General features: G+C 47.4%; 14 protein-coding genes. 8 read left to right on the forward strand and 6 right to left on the reverse strand.

Going from position 1 to position 20,078, the window contains the following annotated elements; all coding sequences use genetic code 11:
* Positions 1-42: 42 nt before the first annotated feature.
* Positions 43-849 carry an ion transporter gene (locus NDI44_RS18235; RefSeq protein WP_190412028.1) on the reverse strand — a complete coding sequence of 269 codons (807 nt, stop codon included), beginning with the start codon at positions 847-849 and terminating at the stop codon, positions 43-45.
* Between the two features lie 214 nt (positions 850-1,063).
* On the opposite strand from NDI44_RS18235, the gene NDI44_RS18240 reads away from it, so the two are divergent.
* Complete coding sequence (locus NDI44_RS18240) at positions 1,064-2,350, forward strand: DUF389 domain-containing protein (RefSeq protein ID WP_190412029.1); 1,287 nt, start codon at positions 1,064-1,066, stop codon at positions 2,348-2,350.
* Between the two features lie 44 nt (positions 2,351-2,394).
* Here NDI44_RS18240 and NDI44_RS18245 read toward each other — a convergent pair whose 3' ends face one another.
* The 3 genes from NDI44_RS18245 to NDI44_RS18255 all read right to left on the reverse strand — a co-directional run bounded on the left by NDI44_RS18245 (position 2,395) and on the right by NDI44_RS18255 (position 7,318).
* Entirely contained in the window at positions 2,395-3,726 is a 1,332-nt protein-coding gene (locus NDI44_RS18245; RefSeq protein ID WP_190412030.1) for a DUF2254 domain-containing protein, read from the reverse strand.
* Positions 3,727-3,739: 13 nt separating this feature from the next.
* A complete protein-coding gene (locus tag NDI44_RS18250; RefSeq protein WP_190412031.1) occupies positions 3,740-4,774 on the reverse strand; it encodes a mechanosensitive ion channel family protein in 1,035 nt (344 codons plus the stop codon).
* 504 nt (positions 4,775-5,278) lie between these two features.
* On the reverse strand, positions 5,279-7,318 hold the full coding sequence (locus NDI44_RS18255) for a serine/threonine-protein kinase (RefSeq protein ID WP_190412032.1): 2,040 nt from the start codon (positions 7,316-7,318) through the stop codon (positions 5,279-5,281).
* Positions 7,319-8,009: 691 nt separating this feature from the next.
* Between NDI44_RS18255 and NDI44_RS18260 the strand changes: the two genes are divergently transcribed.
* Together NDI44_RS18260 and NDI44_RS18265 are read left to right on the forward strand one after the other, a co-directional pair.
* The gene (locus NDI44_RS18260; protein WP_190412033.1) at positions 8,010-8,192 is read left to right on the forward strand and encodes a hypothetical protein; all 183 of its coding nucleotides are present in this window, start codon (positions 8,010-8,012) and stop codon (positions 8,190-8,192) included.
* A 127-nt stretch (positions 8,193-8,319) separates the two neighbouring features.
* Positions 8,320-8,580, forward strand: coding sequence for an HAD hydrolase family protein (locus NDI44_RS18265; RefSeq protein WP_199300356.1), 261 nt, complete (start codon positions 8,320-8,322; stop codon positions 8,578-8,580).
* A 51-nt stretch (positions 8,581-8,631) separates the two neighbouring features.
* Here the strand turns inward: NDI44_RS18265 and NDI44_RS18270 are convergent, their stop codons facing one another.
* Together NDI44_RS18270 and NDI44_RS18275 are read right to left on the reverse strand one after the other, a co-directional pair.
* Positions 8,632-9,285, reverse strand: coding sequence for a heterocyst differentiation related protein (locus NDI44_RS18270; RefSeq protein WP_190412034.1), 654 nt, complete (start codon positions 9,283-9,285; stop codon positions 8,632-8,634).
* Between the two features lie 455 nt (positions 9,286-9,740).
* Positions 9,741-13,343 carry a GAF domain-containing protein gene (locus NDI44_RS18275; RefSeq protein WP_190412035.1) on the reverse strand — a complete coding sequence of 1,201 codons (3,603 nt, stop codon included), beginning with the start codon at positions 13,341-13,343 and terminating at the stop codon, positions 9,741-9,743.
* Between the two features lie 527 nt (positions 13,344-13,870).
* On the opposite strand from NDI44_RS18275, the gene NDI44_RS18280 reads away from it, so the two are divergent.
* The 5 genes from NDI44_RS18280 (at position 13,871) to NDI44_RS18300 (ending at position 19,996) form a co-directional block, all read left to right on the forward strand.
* Positions 13,871-14,281 (forward strand): GFA family protein, encoded by a 411-nt coding sequence (locus NDI44_RS18280; protein WP_190412114.1) that lies wholly within the window; start codon positions 13,871-13,873, stop codon positions 14,279-14,281.
* 1,076 nt (positions 14,282-15,357) lie between these two features.
* Positions 15,358-17,676 (forward strand): CHASE2 domain-containing serine/threonine-protein kinase, encoded by a 2,319-nt coding sequence (locus NDI44_RS18285; RefSeq protein ID WP_348235305.1) that lies wholly within the window; start codon positions 15,358-15,360, stop codon positions 17,674-17,676.
* Positions 17,677-17,741: 65 nt separating this feature from the next.
* On the forward strand, positions 17,742-17,903 hold the full coding sequence (locus tag NDI44_RS18290) for a hypothetical protein (protein ID WP_190412036.1): 162 nt from the start codon (positions 17,742-17,744) through the stop codon (positions 17,901-17,903).
* Positions 17,904-17,922: 19 nt separating this feature from the next.
* A complete protein-coding gene (bchI, locus tag NDI44_RS18295) occupies positions 17,923-19,044 on the forward strand; it encodes a magnesium chelatase ATPase subunit I (protein WP_190412116.1) in 1,122 nt (373 codons plus the stop codon).
* A gap of 169 nt (positions 19,045-19,213) precedes the next feature.
* The gene (locus NDI44_RS18300) at positions 19,214-19,996 is read left to right on the forward strand and encodes an ABC transporter ATP-binding protein (RefSeq protein ID WP_190412037.1); all 783 of its coding nucleotides are present in this window, start codon (positions 19,214-19,216) and stop codon (positions 19,994-19,996) included.
* Positions 19,997-20,078 lie beyond the last annotated feature (82 nt).

Below are 20,078 nucleotides of genomic sequence, written 5' to 3' on the forward strand. Positions count from 1 at the left end.
TTACTAACAAACTATAAACGAAGCAATTAATTCAATTTCATATCATGCTTCTGGTTTCTGACGGGAAAGCGCCTGAATCTCAGCCCGCAATGCAACGATTTCTTCATGCAACGCGGCGATAGATTTAGCACCTGCTACTTCTGCTTGTTCGTCTTCCGCATCGCGTCCGACAAAGAAGGTGGCGAGGGTTGCCGTTACATAGCCAAACACTGCAAAAGCATATAACGATAGGATCAAGCAGAGTACCCGACCTTCTGGAGTCTGAGGCCAGTATTCCGATCCCATCGTTGTCATAATCATTGCTGTCCACCACAGTGCAGCACCGTAGTCATTCAGTCCGCGCCCATCAGGGGTATTGCTTTCAAAAGCATACATCCCTGCGGCTCCCACCAGCGTTACCACCAGCGTCAGCGCGATGACGTAGCCAAAACCACGACGACTCATGCTGGCTCGGAGCGATCGCATACCGCGATTCAGAGAACTGATGACACGGACCAGTCGCAGCCCCCGGCTGGCTCTCAGTAAGCGAAACACGCGGGTAATTCGGAAGACGCGCAACGCTGGCAACAGCAAGGAGAGGGCTGTAAGCCAGTTTTGCTTGAAATAGATAAATTTGTAAGGAGCCAGAACCAATCGTAAGGCGAAGTCTAGGATAAAAACGATCCAGATGACGTTGCTGATGATTTCCAGCAGGGGATTTAAGCCCCAGATCAGTTCGACGACCAACAACGCCAGCCACCCAAAGCCGAGCAATAGCATGGGTGTTTCTAGCCAGTCTTCCAACTGTTGCAGAACCTCACCTTGTTCTTTTTTGAGTTCCCGTTTTTCAGATGGACTCAGATTGCTCATAAGATTTTTAATGACTCCCACAGCGGTTTTGAAAGCGCTTGCCGTAAAGCTGAGCCAAGGGTACAGCGGTCAGACTGTGGGCAAATATCCAGGTGCATAGAAAACCCCAGCAGAGATTAGTAGAAAAGTAGTGAAATATTCCTCTAGCTAGAGAGCGAACTTCCATACTGTGCGAGATGGTTACGAGGCACGCAGACTTATATAGCTAGCCGCAATGCGCCAACTACTTGTACAGGTTCCCCGTGGGTGTGGGAAAACAGTTCTGGATATTGCCCAAGCTTGTGATGGAGCAAATCTTTCCCTGTTTGAAGCGACTGGAGCTGATGAATCGTTAGACGTGGTCATCGTTCACGTCTCGAATGGGAAGGTTGAGGAACTACTCGAAAAGTTGCAAGCGGTACCAAAATTGCATATCACGCTGCTTCCGCGTGGAGTCATCGCCTTGCAGCCACCGCCTTTTAAAGCAGCGCAGCAGGTGACAGATGTGCAGGCACGCAGTCCCATCGAAATTTTCCTCTCAGGGCTGCAAAGCGTTGGCTCGTGGAAAGGGTTTCTGGGCTATGCAGCGGCGGCGGGTGTGGTGGTCTGGATCGGCTTGTTCACGAATACTAGCTATCTTCTCGTTGCTGCCATGCTGATTGCACCGTTTGCGGGGCCAGCGATGAATACAGCGATCGCTACGGCACGCGGCGATGGAGAACTTCTCGGACGGAGCATTTTACGATACTTTTCAGCCCTGGCGGTAACAATCCTAGTCACTGGGGCACTCACCTTGATTCTGCGACAGGAAGTGGTGACATCCTCCATGAACACAACCAGTACGGTTTCGGCAGTAGCCGTGCTGCTGCCACTGGTCGCAGGTGCGGCAGGCGCTCTGAATCTTGTCCAATCGGAAAGAAGTAGCCTCGTCTCTGGGGCGGCGGTCGGAATGCTGGTTGCGGCTTCGCTGGCACCGCCTGCCGGAATGGTGGGGATGGCAAGCGCAATGGGTCGCTGGGATATGGCTGTAAACGGCGTCTTTGTGCTGTTGCTACAACTGGTTGGGATTAATCTATCCGCCTCCCTGATGTTCCGCGCCTATGGTCTGTCTGCTCAAGGTGCCCGCTATAACCGTGGCAAGCGCTGGATATTTCCGTCTGCCTTTACAGCGACTGCTGTAGCGCTTTTTGGCTTGCTGACTTGGCAGTTTTCCAGCTCTCCGGAGCTTCAGCGCGGCAGCCGCGAACAGCGTGCCGTTGCCCAAATCCAGAAGGTGGTGAATGATAGCGGTTTGGCGAAACTGGTGGAAGCCAATGTTCGGTTCACCCCCTCGAATATCAAAGGTCAGAATACGTTGTTGGGTACCATTTATGTTCAGCGTCAGGCGGGTGTTACTGAGTCTTCCGAAGAGATTCGCTCTCGCATGACTCGCGCAATTCAAAGGCAATTACTTGGCAAAGGGTTTAACGTCACACCTTTAATTGATGTCAGCGTTCTGGAAGCGCCGCAATCGGAAAGTTAAGTTATTTTCAAGCTAAATTTCAAGCTAAATATGAGCAGCGTCATTTAAAACTCCTTTAGCGCTTTCACCGCTGCCAAATATCGCTCCTCAATATCCTTTCGGTCTAATTCCTCCGATACTTCCTCACAGCTACTGCGCTCGATCATTTGGGCATGACGTAGCAGCGCCGCCCGGTCTTTCTGGTTGCGGGTGTGGGTGGCGATGAGAGCGATCGCTTTGAGTAATCGAATTTTCACTGCTACATCCGATTTGCTGTATTGTCGAATCTGGTTAAAGGCGGCGTCAATTAACTCTGCAAACGTCACCGGATTTGCGATCGCTCGCAGGTTGTTGTCTTTGTCGTAGCGGTAGGGCGAGGGAAAATCTTTCTCCGCCAGACGGCAAAGTGCAGCGGTCATCTGGTTAATACACTGGATCGCCGTAAACGGATCGTTGATGCCAGGAGAAAGGGCGCGAGCGGCAATTTCAACTAACTGATCGATGGGAAATTCTACATCCTGTTGTTCGGTGCGTTGTTCGCCAAAAATAAATGCTTGGTTGAACTGCTGGGTGAGTTTTTTATTCACCCGTTCTCCAGGCCAAATCATCACCAGTTCGCTTCCTTCCACAATAAACTTGCCGGGGCGATATTTCAGACGCAGGAGGAGGTTTTTTGAGGTGGCGATCTTCATTAACAGCTCGTCATCAATTGCCTGAAGATAACCGCTCTCTTTCGCCAAGATAGGAGTCGCTTCCTCCTCAAAACCGGCGGGGATTTCCGCCACCGACCGCTGCTCTGGTGCTGATTTACCCTGCCCGATCTTCTGCGGAAATAAGCGATCGATGACATTGTCCAACTCTCTGCCAACCTCTCTGATGATATGGGATGCCTGCATTGAGGTTGAGACATGATGGATAAAGTAAATCAGGACGCCAATACTGGCGATCGCTAGCACCATGCCCATCGTGACGGAGATTTGCGGTACGAACACATCGTAATCTTCTCCCCGCACGGTTCGCAGTACCAGCAAGCAATAGATGAACGTACCGATAAACGTGCCCAGGACGACTTGATTGCTCGTATCCTGCATGAAGTTACGCATCAGTCGCGGGCCGAATTGGGAGGAAGCGAGGGTGAGGGCAACAATTGTAATCGAGAAGGCAGTACCCGCAACGGTAATCATCGAACTAGCAACGGCTGAAAGCAGCGTTCTCACCCCATCTGGCCCGCCGGTGTAGATCCAGCCCAACGACTCTATCGGATCAGATTTGGCTGCTCGATCGAGGCTTAACATTCCGAATGCCAAGGCGATCGCGCTGAGCGCCATCAGCGTTGGTACGAACCAGTAGCTGGAGTGGAGCGAGTCCCAAAGTTTGCCCAGCTTGATGTTTTTCATCAGTTATTTTTCATTAATTATCGTCGGCAGTGTGAGGGCGATCGGGGTTCTCGTCTCTATGGCTACCATTCCCGTCTCTTTGGGCACGCATTTCAGCCAGCTTCCTGAGCGAACCGCCGATGCTGCGGGGTTTTGGCACTTCTTGATTCCCAGCAGGCCATCCTTCACGCTGACGAGCGCGATCGCCATCTGTCTCTTCGGTTTGGTCGTGGAACAGGATTTGCTGAGTCGGGAAGGGCATATCAATGCCGTTAGCCGTGAGCTTATTTTTAATCGCAGCGAGAACTTGATCCTGCTTATCGAGAATATCTGCACGTCGTGGCGGCTGTACCCACCAACGGGCGCGGATATTCACGGTACTGTCAGCTAGATCCACTACAAGGGCGTCGGGAGCTGGATCTTCCAAAACACCATCGACGCTAGCGATCGCTTCCAGAATCAGTTGTTTTGCCCGGTCAATATCGTCGCCGTAACCAATACCCACATCGTACTGAAGGCGGCGGTTCTCGAAAGCAGTGTTCACAGTTACCGAGTTTGTAAACAGCTCAGAATTTGGAATCACGATGCGACGACCATCATAGGTTCTAATCGTCGTGGCTCGCGTCTGGATATTTTCAACCGTTCCTTCAAAGTCTTTAAATACGATTTGGTCATCGATCTGGAATGGCTCGGTCAACAGAATTAAAATACCAGCCAGAAAATTCTGGAGAATATCGCGGAACGCGAAACCAATTGCGACCCCACTAATCCCTAGCAGTTGAATTAAATCTCCGGCTTGAAATGTCGGGATAACGATGGATAATGCTACAAATAGACCAATTAAAATAATAATTCCCTGCGACAAACGACCTAACACCAGACCCAGATTCCGAGCTTGTCGATGCCTTCTGGTAAGCCGTCTGACCGTCGCCTTAATCGCTCTTGCTGCAAAAAAAAATAGTGTGAAGACGATTAGTGCTAATACAATATTGGGCAGCATGACAATCAGGCCATCGATCATTGCCTGAATTTTCCCCCATGCTGTTGATACCGATGTTTGAAAATTCATTCCTATTTTCCGCTTACAAAATGTTGTTGATTTTAATTAAAAATTCATAATTTTGACTCTGTCTATGGTCAGTATCTAGATAACACAGCTTCTATTATAAAAATAAATATATTCATAATTTATTTCTAAGGTTATAGCAATTCTCTATTGGATGTAGTAGGGTTTAACCCCACCCCTGCCGCACCCCGTTCACAGGGAGGGGTTCAATATTCCTCAATATTCCCCCCTCTCCGTGAACGGAGAGGGGCTGGGGGTGAGGTTCCGAGTCTATACTGCACTCAAGTGAGAACTGCTATAGTTGATTTAGCGCTAAACCATGAATAATGATTTAACTTTTGAATAATTATCTAAATAGAGACAGATAAACTATAAAAAAATTATTTATATCTAGGAAAATATCGATAAAATACTGTTAACAAGTTCCTATAGTGCTAGATTGTAGCGCGATCGCACAAGGGACGCTGATAAACATCTAACAGCCGCCTCTGCCCATATCCCCGTGAGTCATCGGGCATCTGCGATCGGCACCTGCCAAATTTTGATAGTACTGTCACCACTGCCAGTAGCAATCGTCTGTCCATCCGGGCTAATCACAATACATTTAACCCAGCTAGAATGCCCGGTAAGCGTGCGAATTTCTTCACCCGTCGAAAGATTCCAAATTTTAATTGTTTTGTCCGCACTGCCACTGACTAAAGTTTGTCCATCTGAGCTAATCGCAACCGAATTCACATAGTTAGAATGCCGGGTGAGGGTGTGAATTTGTTTCCCAGTGTTTAAATCCCAAATCTTAATCGTTTTGTCAGCACTAGCACTGGCTAAAATCTGCCCATCCGGGCTAATCGCAACGGAATTAACAGGTTGAGAATGACCCTGAAGTGTGCGGATTGCTTTGCCAGTAGAAACATCCCAGATTTTAATTGTTTTATCGGCACTAGCACTGGCTAAAGTCTCCCCATCTGGGCTAATTGCAACGGAATTAACAGGTTGGGAATGACCCTGAAGCGTGCGGATTGCTTTACCCGTAGAAATATCCCAAATTTTAATTGTTTTATCGGCGCTGCCACTGGCTAGAGTCTGCCAATCAAAGCTAATCGCAACAGAATTAATAGGGTTAGAATGTCCCTTTAATCTACGGATTTCTTGACCAGTGGAGACATTTAAAACTTTAATTGTTTTATCGGCGCTGCCACTTATTAATGTATTTCCATCTGGGCTAATCGCTAGAGAATTTATGTAGCTATCATGCCCTTTTATGATGCGATTCTCTTTGGCTGTAGACTTATTCCAAATTCTAATTGTTTTATCGGCACTGCTACTGGCTAAAATTTGTCCATCCGGGCTAATCGCCAGAGAATTTACCTGGCTTTCATGCCCATGAAGCGTTTTAACTCCCGAAAGATTTTCATAAGCGATAACTTTGGGCGCGTCTTGGTAAGATAGTTGCCAAATTCCATATCCTCCTAATCCGACCAAGCAAGCAACGGCTCCCCCCACCAACCATTTATTTTTATTTTTCTTACTAACAATGAGCGTTGGGGCTAATGAAGGCTGCCAAGGTGGAAGTATCCCAACAATTGCCCCGATACCAATCAGACTAAAATTAGGAGAAGGTTTATGTCTAGATAAAGACTGTGAAATTTTAGCGAGTTCATCTAAAATTTCTTGAGTATTTTTGTGCCGCGCTCCTGCGGTAGGAGCCATCAGTTTATCAATAAAATCTGCCAGTAAGGGTGAAATACCCGGTGCATGATTGCGCCAATTAAATTTGTCCGTTAAAGGTTCATAAATTGCGCGATCTGTTGCTAGTTTGCCAGTCAGCAGATAAACAAAAGTTCTGCCCAAGGCATAGAAATCTGACTGGGGTACAGCATGACCTTTTTCTTGCTCTGGAGGTGTATAGCCAGCAGAACTAATCCTCGTGACACTGCCTGCGCCGCCGACTTCCGCAAGGTAAGTATAGGTCATCTCTCTGGCGGTGCCAAAGTCAATTAATACCAGATGCCCTGTGGAGCGCATCATGATATTTGCGGGTTTAATATCACGATGGAAATAGTTTTTTTGGTGGACAAGATGTAAAATCTCAGCGAGCTGTTTTAACCAGTCAAGAGCTAGCCGCTGATCGAGAGGGCGATCGCCCTGTTGTTGCATCCACTCTTTTAAGTTGGGACCATCAATTTTCTCCATGATGATGCCATACACTGGCTCTCGGCTGTTTCTGGGATAAAACTGGAAGTATCCATCAGGCTCAACTTTGGGGATGCCGGGATGATTCAGCTGGCTTAATACAATGGCTTCTTGCTGAAATAGCTCGACGACTCTGGCATTCGTGTTGTGATCTTTTTTGAGGATCTTCAGGATTTTGGGGGTTGCGCCCTCGTAGGCTTCATAAATATTGCCGAAGCCACTGTTGTCACTCAGTAGGCGCATGACCTGATAGCGCCCTTGTACCAGCAACTCTGAGCCACAATTGCGGCAAATACGGTTGTTGGCGTTGGCTGGATCGTTAGGTTTGGGGCAGCAGGGATTGATGCAGTAGCTCATAGATAGCTACAGAATTGTCATATCCCTAATATATGTTGAGAATTTTCAATCATCCACCCATTGCTGGAGGATGCAAGCCCAATAGTTGTTATCTATTAAGGCTTTTAGCTGACGACAAAAAAAAGAGGGACTGGTTTTTCTATCCTAAAGATTTAGTTTGAATTTATAGCATTTTCCGTTTGATATGCACCTCTTTGAAAAAATATCCTTGGCGAAGAGAACTTAAGAGGGATGCAAAGGAAGTCGGCTCTTGTCGCTCTCAAGGTATTTAAAAGCCGCAAAATATCATATTGAATGTCAAAAAGGAGTAATTAGTGCAATCCTAGTTCATGAATGAATAAGGATTGCTATCAACTAAACAAACTCGTTGATGCATAGCGGCTGAAATTACGTCTCGTTTAAGTTTACCTGGAACGAGGGAAGCGATCGCAAGCAAGACGCTGTAATGACTAGAGAAGAAAGTCAAGCTGACATTTTAAAAAATATTTCATTGAGGCTTAACCCTACTCTATTACCCAGGCAACTTAAAGGGAATTGAAGCGATTGAAAAAGTATTGCCAGGTGTCCCTCAAGTGGCACTTTTTTATCGGGATATCTGCCCTAGATTCAGAGTGCCGTTGCAAAAGGCAACTAACGCGCTCAATGGGCGTTAGTTGTGTATATCCATTCGCTTCTCAGGCACATTGGGGCGATGCTGACCTCACTCGGCAGTTTTGGGTTTAAAACTCGACTCGAAAAAAATGAGCGATCACCGATAGATGAAGACATTGCTAGCGACGAGTCAGCCATGCGCGTCTTAGTTGTGCAGGCGCAAGAAGATTGGGCGATCGCTTACTGCAACTGCGGGCTAGAACCTGTCAAAAACAACCCTTGAAATACGCCAGTAGAGAAATTCAACAACTAAGTCAGGCACTTTAAATTGATAAAACTAACTTATCTCTACCTGTACGAGCAGTAACGCCGCGTATTCCCATTAAAATCAAAGCAACTATAGCATTCAATTGCCTGGAAGATACAAAGCCTCTGGCTTAAGCGTGGCATTGAGCGAATTGGGATTATCGCCGCACAACACCGTAGGCGTTGGCGATGCCGAAAACGATAGCGCCTTGCTGAACCTGTGCGAGTGTGGCGTCGCCGTCGCCAACGCCCTGCCCATGCTCAAAGAGATTACCGATTTTGTCACGAAGGGCGATCGCGGTGCTGGGGTAATTGAATTGATTGACCATCTGGTGGCTTCGGATTTATCCGCACTTCAACCTTAGCGGCAATGACACAACATTCTGCTAGATAGCTCAGAAGCGGTCAACGTTTGTCTACCTGTCGTAGTCGATGGAGTCATTCCGCCTACCTTCTAGCTGCGGGGGCAGAAACTCAGAACGCCGTCTGTGGGATAAGGTTGGCGGAGGGGGCTGGATGGGGTGAATCACTTGTACTGTCCGGGGAGGACGCTGCTGTTGCGACAGCAACGCAAAGGCTGCTGCCAGCACAACCCCACTAATGACAGTGAGAACCATGCCTCCTACTGCCCAGAGGATGCCTGTCAGCATGGGATTTAGGGGCTGTTGCTCTTGAACAGGAGGCAAGGCTTGGGTTGGGTTGACCGGCGGAGGATAGACATTTGCTTTTGCCTGCGTAGTCAGAGCCTCAATCACCATTTGCTGATTCCGCAGCTGGGCTTTCACCTGCTCGGTTTCACTTTGTTGCTGTTCGAGCCGATCTTTTAGCCTTTGAGTTTCGCTCTGCTGCTGTAAGCAATAGGGAGTCGTATCCGGCGAGACACCAGCCGCAGTCGGAGGCGGAGGCGGCAGCTGCTGCATCGTGCCGTAGGGCTGTCCTGGCTGCGGTGGCGAGGGCAGGTAAGTCGGCAGGTTGGCTTGACTGGGATTCCCGCCAGTTCTAAGCAAGACGAAAGCTGCAATTCCGGCGAAGGCAGCCCCGGCCAGAAATGCTGTACTCTTTTCACTCATCGCTCTTGCTTTTCAACGGTAACTGAACCACAAATAGTCGCAACTGATGCACTCCGAGAATCATAACTTAACACCCTACTCAAATCGGGTTAACTTAGCAACTAAATTAGCAACTGAAGTAGATGGGATAGGGAGGCGTTTGTTACGACCTCGTATATGCTCTTACATTCAAAACCACATCATGTCAGTTGTCCAGCTAAAAAAAAATTGTAGAGATTTAAGAAGCGACGAATTGACATCCGTACTTTATAGCGGTTCTCACTCTGGCGTGCAATACACTTGGAACTTCGCCCTCAACCCCTCGCTATTCACCCAGCGGGGATATTGAACCCCTTTCTGCGGACGGGATAGAGTTAAACCGTAGTGCATCCAAACCAGAATCGCTAGATTTGCCACACCGCAGGGGTGAGATGCCTTCGTGTTTCTCTTGGGGTTGGGAAAGGCGTCGGGGAAAGTTAACTATAAGCAAAATTAATCGGTAGCTCTATAATAAAGCCGGTTTGACCCGATCCACTCTCAACCCAGATTTCGCCTCCTAAATGCTCTGTCAGTTTCTTCACAAGTGCCAGTCCCAAGCCAGTTCCGCCTTGCTTCCAGGGGTCAGCATTGGGAACTCGGTAAAATTTATCAAAAATACGGGTTAGTTCGCTCTGAGGAATTTCAGCTCCAGAATTTTTGACACTCAATTGAAGGGTTCCCGATTTCGCTTCGGCGGTAAGGACAATTTTTTCTCCTGGGGGAGTGTATTTACAAGCATTGTTGAGCAACTCTGCGAGGATGCGTTCCAGACTAGATGAATCAGAGACTAAGCGAGGTAATTGAGAGGGGATGTCAACCTGCAAGATTTGTTGGCGGTTTTGGGCACGCTCTTGAAAAGGTTTTACAATTTGGGGCAACCAGAGATGAAGTTCGATGACGTCTAAATCCAAGGGTCGCGTCCCGGCCTCTAGGCGTTGTAAATCAAGCAAATCGTTGATTAAATCGGTTTCCCGTTTGCATTCCTTCTGCAATATCTGCAAGTAGAGACTGACTTTGCTGACCTCTGTAGGGGGTTTTGCTATTTTGGCATCCAAGACACCCTCGCGCTTGAGGGTGATTTCCAACATCTGAGCCGCCATTTTCATGTTGGATACGGGCGAACGTAATTCGTGAGAAACGGTGCTGAGGAATTCATCTTTGAGCCGATTGAGTTTTTCTAGTTCCTCTACTTGTGCCAGGGATGCTTGATAAAATCGGGCTTGACGGATTGCGATCGCGCATTGATTCGCCACTTGTTGCACCAGCCGGATCTCTAGTTTTTTGAAGGTATAGTCTGGGCGATGGAATAACCACAAATCCCCCAGCACTCCTTGATCGTCCAATATCGGGCAAGCCAACATCGCCACCTTACTCCGGACAAAGTCGGGACTGATTGAACAAGATTGGAAACATTTACCTTGTCGTAGAGGAGCGTAAATTTCCGGGAAGTCTGCCATTTGCATCACCTGACCCTGCGAGGAAGGCATTGAGGTGGCGTACTCGTAGCAAATTGTGGCAGTTTCTTGCTCCAGGTTGTAGAGCGAAGCATGACAGCTGCCCATATTAAATGAAAGCGCTAACTCTCGAACGGCTACCTGTAAAATCTGGCTTTCGTCGAGACTATCGCGGACTTTGTCGGTGATGCGTTTTAGCACGGCTTCAAAGCCAAGCGCTTTTTGCAGTTGGGTTGTGCGTTGTTGCACTTGGCGTTCTAAATTGGCGTTCAGCTGCTGCACCTGCTTAAACAGGGTGGATTGCCCAATCGCGATCGCTAGTTGAGCCGCGAAGGCACAAACCAGGTCTACCTCTGAGTCTTGCCAGTAGCGAGGACGACCTTCCATCGATAGTGTTAAGATTCCCCAGAGGTTTCCTTGAAAGTGTATCGGTACCAACAACCAAGCACCCGGATAAGCCTCTGCTAGAGGCTTATTCCCCTCATCCTCGATAGTCTGAGTATCGTGAATGGAAACCACTTGTAACTGCTTGAGTTGCCTTCCCAACAAATTGTCTACATCTGGAAATTCCATACCCAGCCTGCTCGACAAACTGGAACCTTGATAGTAAAGTGCCACATTCAGCCAAACCTGCCGCTGCGGAAGATATTGCAGGATGGAAACGTGGTCGATGTGCAAAAGCTGACCAATTTCCGTTGTGGCTGTGGCAAAAATTACTTCTAATTCTAGAGAGCTACGAATTTCAGAAATAGACCGATTCAGTGCTTGCTCGCGCTGAGCTTGCTGTTGCATTTGGTTGTAGAGTTCGGCTTGCTGAATTGCGATCGCTACCTGGGTTGCCAGTGAACAAAGCAAATCAATTTCCAACTGTTGCCACTGTCGGGGTTGCGAACAATCATGAGCAATTAGCAGTCCCCACAATTCCTCTCCTTGGAGAATCGGGACGATCAAGCTGGCTCTAACTTGAAGCCGATGTAGTAAATCGATGTGACACTGACTCAACTCGGCTGTATAAATATCTTCTATAGTTTTAGTGCGACCCTGTTGGTACTGGACATAGACTTGTTCAAAGCAAGGATCGTGGATTGTTGTTCCCAGGATCGGAGTCCAACCGTTGGCGACAGACTCCACTACCACGACTCCACTCCAGTCCGGCTGAAAGCGGAAAACGATCACTCGATCGGAGGCGAGAAATTGCCGGACTTCAGACACCGTCGTGTTGAGAATCTCGTCTAAATTTAAAGACTGACGGATGCGTTCTAGCATCGCCCTCAGCAGTCGTTCCCGCTCGGTTTGCTGTCTCAGTGACTCTTCAGCGGCTTTGCGATCGCTAATATCGCGCACAATGACTAAAACTTCATCTTCCCCACTGACAACAAGCCGCGCCTCGTAATCGTGCAAATTGCCATTTTTGGGAAGCTGATACTCGAAGATTTGGATTTCGTTCGTAGAAAGTGCTTGCTCCACATGGTATTTGGCTTTCTCAGCGACTTCTGTGGGCAAAACCTCGTCTAACTTTTTACCTAAGAATTCCTGAGCAGGTAAGAACGTATCAAAGTCTCTAGCTGCTTTGACGTCCAAATAAGTGCTATCTTTGCTAATTCGGAAGATCAAATCCGGGATGGCACTTATAAGAGCGCGATTTTTTGCTTCGCTTTTGCTTAGTGCCTCTTCTGCCTGTTTGCGCTCGGTAATGTCAGTCTGAATCCCCACAAAACCGATTAGATTCCCTTGTGGACTCCCGATTGGGGAAAGATAGAGTTCGTTCCAGAAAAGGGTGCCATCTTTGCGATAGTTGCGTAAGGTGACATGGCATTCTCTCGCTTCCCTAATCGCCATTCGTAGCTCATCAAGTGCTGGCTGAGCAGTGTCAGCGCCCTGCAAGAAGCGGCAGTTGTACCCTATGATTTCCTCAGCAGAGTAGCCTGTTAAACGCTCAAAACTTGGATTGATATAAATAATTGGATTATCTGGTTGATTGGAGTCGGTAAGGACAATGCCATTGCAGCAATCACGGAGAACCTGCTCCAGTAAATGTAGACGTTCCTGTGCTTGTTTGCGCTCAGTTATGTCATCGCAAACCAGAAGGACAACTCTATCCGTATTCGTTCTTCGTACAATGCTAGCGGTAACATTTACCCAAAAAATGCTGCCGTCTTTGCAACAGGCACGCAATTCCCAACTAGTAACCAAAGCGTTTAACTCGATCCCTGAACTCAACTCAAATGCTTCTTGAATTGCTTGTTGCAAAAACTGAGCAAACTCAGCTTTTAACTTTTCTCGCTCGTCAGGAGCAAAAGTGCTGAAAATTGTTTTTCCAACCAACTCTTGGACGCTATAACCAAGACGAGCCGCTCCAAACTGATTAACCCCAACAACGACTCCTTCTGAATCCAAAGTAAAGTGAATACAGGGAGTCTTGTTGTACAGTGTTCGGTATGCTTCTAGTTCAGCTCTCGTGTTCCGCAGTTCTTCCTCAAGTTGGGGACGTTCTACATCTGCACCCGCAATAGTTTGTTGTAACTCTCCAGAAGCACCTTCACCTTGTAAATAGTCATGCCCAATTGGCTGGTGATTTGCGTCCATTTTGTAATCTCTTACCCCTTTTTTTTCATAGAGATAGAGGGACTAAATTTTTATCTTTGTTTATCAAAAAACTAATTTAATGGACTAAATAGCAAGTTGTTTGATGGGTTTGAATGCCTCAGTTATGGCTATGTAATGTTAAATGCTATACCAACTCAATCGTTCGCTTTCTAAAAAGGCTATGTCTATCATAGATATTTGAGCCAGCAATTATAATAACTCATTGCAGCTCGATAAAAAACATTACCTCCTGAGAAAACCTAAGTAATGGCTCTTTTACGTTAGAATTTCCTAACTGATTTTAAAATTGGTTTTTGTTTATACTAAACAATATTTACTTTTAATCTCATAAAGAAATATATATTTATGTTTAATTTATTATAGTTGTAGAGCGGTCCTAAAAGTAGCGAACCACGCTTTTCTCTACACTTTAACCATTATTTGCGAGAGAAGTGCTAGAAAATAGTCATTAACAATAGACTAGGAACTGGAAATCAACCAAACTCTGCTAACCGTGAATGACTAATATGAGCGCACAAACAGAAGAACCAATTACCTACGAAGGCGGCTGTCACTGTGGCGCAGTCCGCTTTCGGGTAATCGTTGACGAACATAAGGCAGATGACTGCAACTGTTCCATCTGTAGGAAGAAGGGATTTTTACATCTAATTGTGCCGTCCGAACGTTTTACCTTGCTAAGCGGTGCAGACTTATTGACAACCTACACCTTCAACACGGGTGTTGCTAAGCACACCTTCTGCCGTATTTGTGGGATTCACCCTTTTTATCGTCCCCGTTCCCATCCCGAATCTATTGATGTCAACGTGCGTTGTCTGGATGAGGATGTGGTGTCTCGCTTTCGCATTGTGCCTTTTGATGGGGTTAATTGGGAACAAAACGTACACCTAATTCGCTCTGAAGCATCGGACACGGATTAATAAATCCTCTCACCCAGCTTATCTATCATTGTAGGTTGGTTTGAGGTCATGTAGACGGAGTCTTCAAGAGAGAGTGACCCAACAAAAACTAAGGGAGGTGTTGGGTTTCGTCTTTGTGCGAAACCCAACCGGAAAGTCTGAAGTGAGTGCGAATCAATTTAAGTAGCTGGAACCTGCGAAAATTAACATTTTGCCCGATTGACTACCATTTATCGCAGTCCTCTCCAAACTATTGGGGAGAAAGCCAGCTTGGCGCTGAAATCAAGAGAATTGAGGAGCGTGAATCTTATCTGCCTGCATGAGGACAAAATAGGTAGGATTATTTTTATAAAATACGCTTATAGCTCCAAGGAAATTATTTTTAATTGTTAATTTTGTTTCAATATTGGCTGAATTATTAAATTGAAACTGTAAAAAGCTTAGCCGTCAACAAAGCCAGAAGAGAGTATAGATTAACGTCTAATAAAAAATCCGAATTCAGGAGCAGACAAAAATTCTCATTATTCCTAGCAATGCGACCGATTTTAGCTTAAAAATCCTTCTTTTAGAGGAAAAACTAGAAGCAATGAGTCTATTTTTCTACTGTCTACTACCAACTTTGCCGTCTCTCCCCTCGCACGCTCAATTGCTAAAGAATCTGCCAACACCGAAACTAGCGATGAATGTACCTCAAGCGAAAGAACACGCAAAATAACCACTTAAGAAAGTTACCACCAAGACTTAAGTATGGTAAAGAAGGACTAGAGTGACAAAAGACTAAAGGAAAATAACCGAGCGATCGAAACGGCAGAGCGATACTCACAGTCAGTTACGAACACTAGAATGCAAATAGGGACAGGAGGCATTTATTTCTAAAAGCCATGCAGGCTTGAAGTGGCAAAAGCAGGCTGTTATCGGACAGCAGGGCTAGGGTAACGCAAGCAAATTTGTACGCTGTAAGTATTCCCATACGTCGTAGCGATCGCTTGTTAAGATCGGTAAGTTTTAACCATTCCAACCTTTTAATTAAGCTTTTTACTTTCTAACCTGACAACGTTCCTGTGATAGATCGGCTTTCAAAGGGGAATTTCCATACAGTGCGATCGCACCTAAGACGCACTGCTGCCTTAATCTTGGGACAACCAGCACTTGTGGTCAGTGTGGTGGTCTCCCTCTTAGTGCTGGGAGTCCGGCAACAAGGTCTGCTGGAGCCGCTGGAACTGAGTGCTTATGACCAGATGATGCGGTTACGACCAGCCGAAGATTTAGATCCCCGCATCCTTGTAGTTGCTGTCACTGAAGCAGACATCCAAACCTACAAGCAATACCCCCTGTCTGACGAACGAATGCATCAGATGCTGGCAAAACTGCTGGCAAACGAGCCGCGTACTGTCGGGCTAGATATTTATCGCGATTTGCCCGTAGAACCGGGTCATGCGGCATTCTCCAAGCTGATGAGTAGCGATCGCCGCATCGTTCCGGTGTGTGCCGTCAAAGACTCGGAAAGCCCCGGCATTCCACCACCACCCAATATTGCTGATGACCAGGCTGGCTTTGCCGATATCGGAAAGGCTGATTCTGATGGCGTTATCCGCCGGGGTTTGTTATTTGTCTCTCCATCCGTTTACAAACCTTGCCCTAACCCGAACTCCTTTAGCTTCCAACTGGTACAACGTTACTTACAAAAAGAAGGAATCGTTGCTTCAGACACCCCACCTCTCCGTTGGAACAACACTGTCTTCAAACCTCTAGAGGCTAACGATGGAGGATATCAAGGCATGGATGCGCAGGGGTACCAAATCCTCATCAATTACCGCTCTGCCAACCGTCCTTTTAACCAGGTAACGATGAGTCAAGTCCTCAACGGTCAGTTTGACCCTAGCTGGGTAAAAGACCGCATCGTTCTCATCGGGGTTACTGCTTCCAGCATTAAGGATGCCTTCTATACTCCCTACAGCGGCTCACAGAAGGGAAATCGGAAAATGCCTGGAGTTGTCACTCATGCCCATCTGGTAAGCCAGATGCTCAGTGCTGTCCTGGATGGGCGTCGTTTATTTTGGTTCTGGTCGGATTGGGGAGAAGCTTTGTGGGTATTGGGTTGGTCTGTAACTGGCGGGTTGATGGCTTTGCGGTTGCGGCATCCAGGGCACTTGTTACTGGGACAGGGAGCCGCGCTGGGTGTCCTGTTTGGGACGTGTTGGGTGCTGTTTACCCAGGCGGGATGGGTGCCAGTGGTTCCCTCTGCGATCGCGTTGGTGGGAACGGCTGCTGGTGTCGTGGCTTATAGCGCTCACCAAGCCGAACAAAATCAGAAAAAAATCGCGCTTCTGGTTCAGGAACAGCAATTCAACCTGGCACAGATGCAAGCACTTCTCCAACAGAAGAATCAGGAACCACAGACTGAGGAAGAAGCAGAGGTAGCAACTGCGATCGCGCCAGCTCCCCTATCAGTTCTGCCTAATCGCGATGATTATGATGATGATGATGAGACTCAGCCGTGGCAGCCTAGCTTAGATGTAATTACAGAACCTGAGCGACTGGAGCGCCAGCGATTATTAGATTCCTCTCCCGTAAAGTACGGCGACTCCCTGCGACCGTCTCTATTGATGGGACGCTACAAGATTCTTCGACCTCTGGCTTCGGGCGGGTTTGGTCATACGTATTTAGCCGAAGATACCATGCGACCTGGTAAGCCCCAGTGTGCGGTTAAGCATTTAATGCCTGCGCTTCGGGATGAAAAATTCTTGAAATTGGCAAAACGGCTATTTTTTACAGAAGCCGCCATTCTGGAGAGCTTGGGGCACCATTCTCAGATTCCGCAGTTACTCGCCTATTTTGAAGAAAACGAAGAATTCTATTTAATTGAAGAATTTATTAAAGGTCATCCGCTCACCGATGAACTATTGATAGATAAGCGCCTACCGGAAGCGCAAGTGGTGGAAATCCTGTGCGGGGTTTTGGAAATTCTGGTATTTATCCATGAAAACCAAGTCATCCACCGGGATATTAAGCCGAGTAATATTATTCGCCGGGAAAAAGACGGTCGCTTAGTTTTAATTGACTTTGGTGCCGTGAAACAGATTCAGCCCCAAGAAGAAAGCGAACAGGAAAACCGCACCATTGCTATCGGCACCCGTGGTTATACTCCGGCTGAGCAATACGACGGACACCCTAGGTTCAGCAGTGATATCTACGCCTTGGGCATGATTGGGGTGGAAGCTGTGACGGGGATACCTCCCAGCAAGCTGGAAACTGACCGGAACACCGGCAACATTAATTGGCGCGAATTTGCCTCAGTGCGAGACGAATTTGCCGAGATTTTGGATAAGATGGTGCACTTCCACTTTGTGACTCGTTACCAGTCAGCTACAGAGGTGCTACAGGAGTTGAAACGGCTTCCTAGCGCTCCCGCGTAAACATCATCCGGTAGTCAGGCGGTAGTCAGGATGTGGGTGCTACAGGTGAGGGGGATTGACATCGTTTGGAAAATGTTTTAGATGAAGATTTGCCTAAAAAATGCGATCGCTTCAGAAAAATTGAACCCATGCCGTTTGGCAAAATTCTGAATTCACTCATCTTCAATGGATTCGGAATTTTCGGTTCGGATGAAGCGAAAAGTGGCACAATGAAAGGCGGTGAATAATAAGATGGGTAACAATTCTGTGAGTCCGACAGCCTCAGCGTCCCCTACGGCACGCCGTGTCGTTTTTCCTTTCACTGCTATCGTGGGTCAGGAAGAGATGAAACTGGCCTTGCTGCTGAATGTGATTGACCCCTACATTGGCGGCGTGATGATTATGGGCGATCGCGGAACGGGCAAATCCACCACGATCCGGGCTTTGGCTGACCTGTTGCCAGAAATCGAAGTCGTTGCCGATGACCCGTTTAATAGTCATCCCAGGGATCCCGATTTGATGAGCGACAGCGTGCGCGATCGCTTGGCGAAACAGGAAGAAATTCCCGTCGCCCACAAAAAAGTGACGATGGTTGACCTGCCGCTCGGTGCGACAGAAGACCGCGTCTGCGGCACTATCGACATTGAAAAAGCTTTATCCCAAGGAGTCAGAGCCTTTGAACCCGGACTCCTCGCGAAAGCCAACCGGGGCATTCTCTATGTAGATGAAGTCAACCTACTTGACGACCACCTAGTCGATGTGCTGCTCGACTCAGCGGCAAGCGGCTGGAACACCGTCGAACGGGAAGGAATTTCCATCCGTCACCCGGCGAGATTTGTGCTAGTCGGTTCCGGCAACCCGGAAGAAGGCGAACTGCGACCTCAACTGCTTGACCGCTTTGGAATGCACGCAGAAATTCGCACGGTGAAGGAACCGGCGCTGCGAGTGGAAATTGTAGAGCAACGGGCCGAGTTTGACCAAAATCCCCCGAAGTTTCTGGAAAAATATCTTCCGCAGCAACAAGCATTGCAACAAAAGCTCGTCAGCGCTCAAGAACGCCTGTCCTCGGTGACGATGGACTATGACTTGCGGGTGAAAATCTCCGAAGTTTGTTCGGAGTTGGATGTAGACGGCTTACGGGGCGATATGGTTACGAACCGAGCCGCTCGCGCGATCGCTGCCCTAGAAGGACGCACTGAAGTCACCGTAGACGATATCCACCGCGTCATCACCCTGTGTCTGCGTCACCGGCTCCGCAAAGACCCCTTGGAGTCCATTGATTCCGGCTACAAGGTGGAAAAAGTGTTTGGTCGCGTCTTTGGACTGGAAACGTCCTCAGCAGAAACCAACACAGCTACAGCGAATGGAGTTCGTCAGGGTGTTCGGTAATCAGGACTGAGAGTGTGTTGAGTGTTGAGTGATTAGAGAGTTTTTCGATTCAACGCCCATAAATTAAAATTAAAAGTTTTAATTTATGAGCGTTGAATTTTGAGTTATAAAAGAGTTCTTTAATTCAAAACTCAAAACTCAAAACTTTTTACCAATCCCCAATCTTTCTATGGCAGAGCCACTCATCGAACTAAAGGGAATTTCTAAATCCTTTGGCAACAATGTCATCTTAGATGGGGTCGATCTGACAATTTATCGGGACGATGCGCTGGCAATTATTGGCCCCTCCGGGACTGGTAAATCGACGATTTTGCGGATTATTGCGGGACTTCTGGCTCCTGATTCTGGTGAAGTTTATATCCTGGGAAAGCGACGTCGCGGCTTAATCGAAGATGCCGAAGATCCCCTTGGAATTGGGATGGTGTTCCAACAAGCGGCTTTATTCGATTCGCTGACGGTGGAAGAGAATGTCGGCTTTCTGCTGTTTCAGCGTTCTAAACTGTCACGTCGGCGGATACGAGAATTGGTGGAGGAAAAGCTAGAGATGGTTGGGTTGCCAGGGGTTAGCGATCGCTACCCCTCGCAATTATCGGGTGGAATGAGAAAGCGGGTGAGCTTTGCCCGTGCGATTATGTCCAATCCAGACCATCCCCAAGACAACCCTGAAGTTTTACTCTATGATGAGCCTACTGCTGGTCTTGACCCTATTGCTTCGACAGTGATTGAGGATTTAGTTCGTCAGTTGCAGCAAATACCAGACAGTTGTAGCAGTTATGTTATGGTGACGCACCAGGAAAGCACCATTCGCCGAACTGCTGACCGAGTGGTATTTCTCTATCAGGGACAGGTACAGTGGGAAGGTGCCGTCAGCGAGATTGATACCACTCAAAATCCTATCGTTCAACAATTTTTTAGTGGAAGTGTAACCGGCCCAATTCACGTCATCGGCTAAAATCAATTAAAAATTAAAAATTAAAAAAGGCAGAATTTTTGATGTAAGCATTTTTAATTCTTAATTGTTAATGGTATGAGGA

It is taken from the genome of Trichocoleus sp. DQ-A3, assembly GCF_039961975.1.
Lineage (GTDB): Bacteria > Cyanobacteriota > Cyanobacteriia > Cyanobacteriales > FACHB-T130 > FACHB-T130.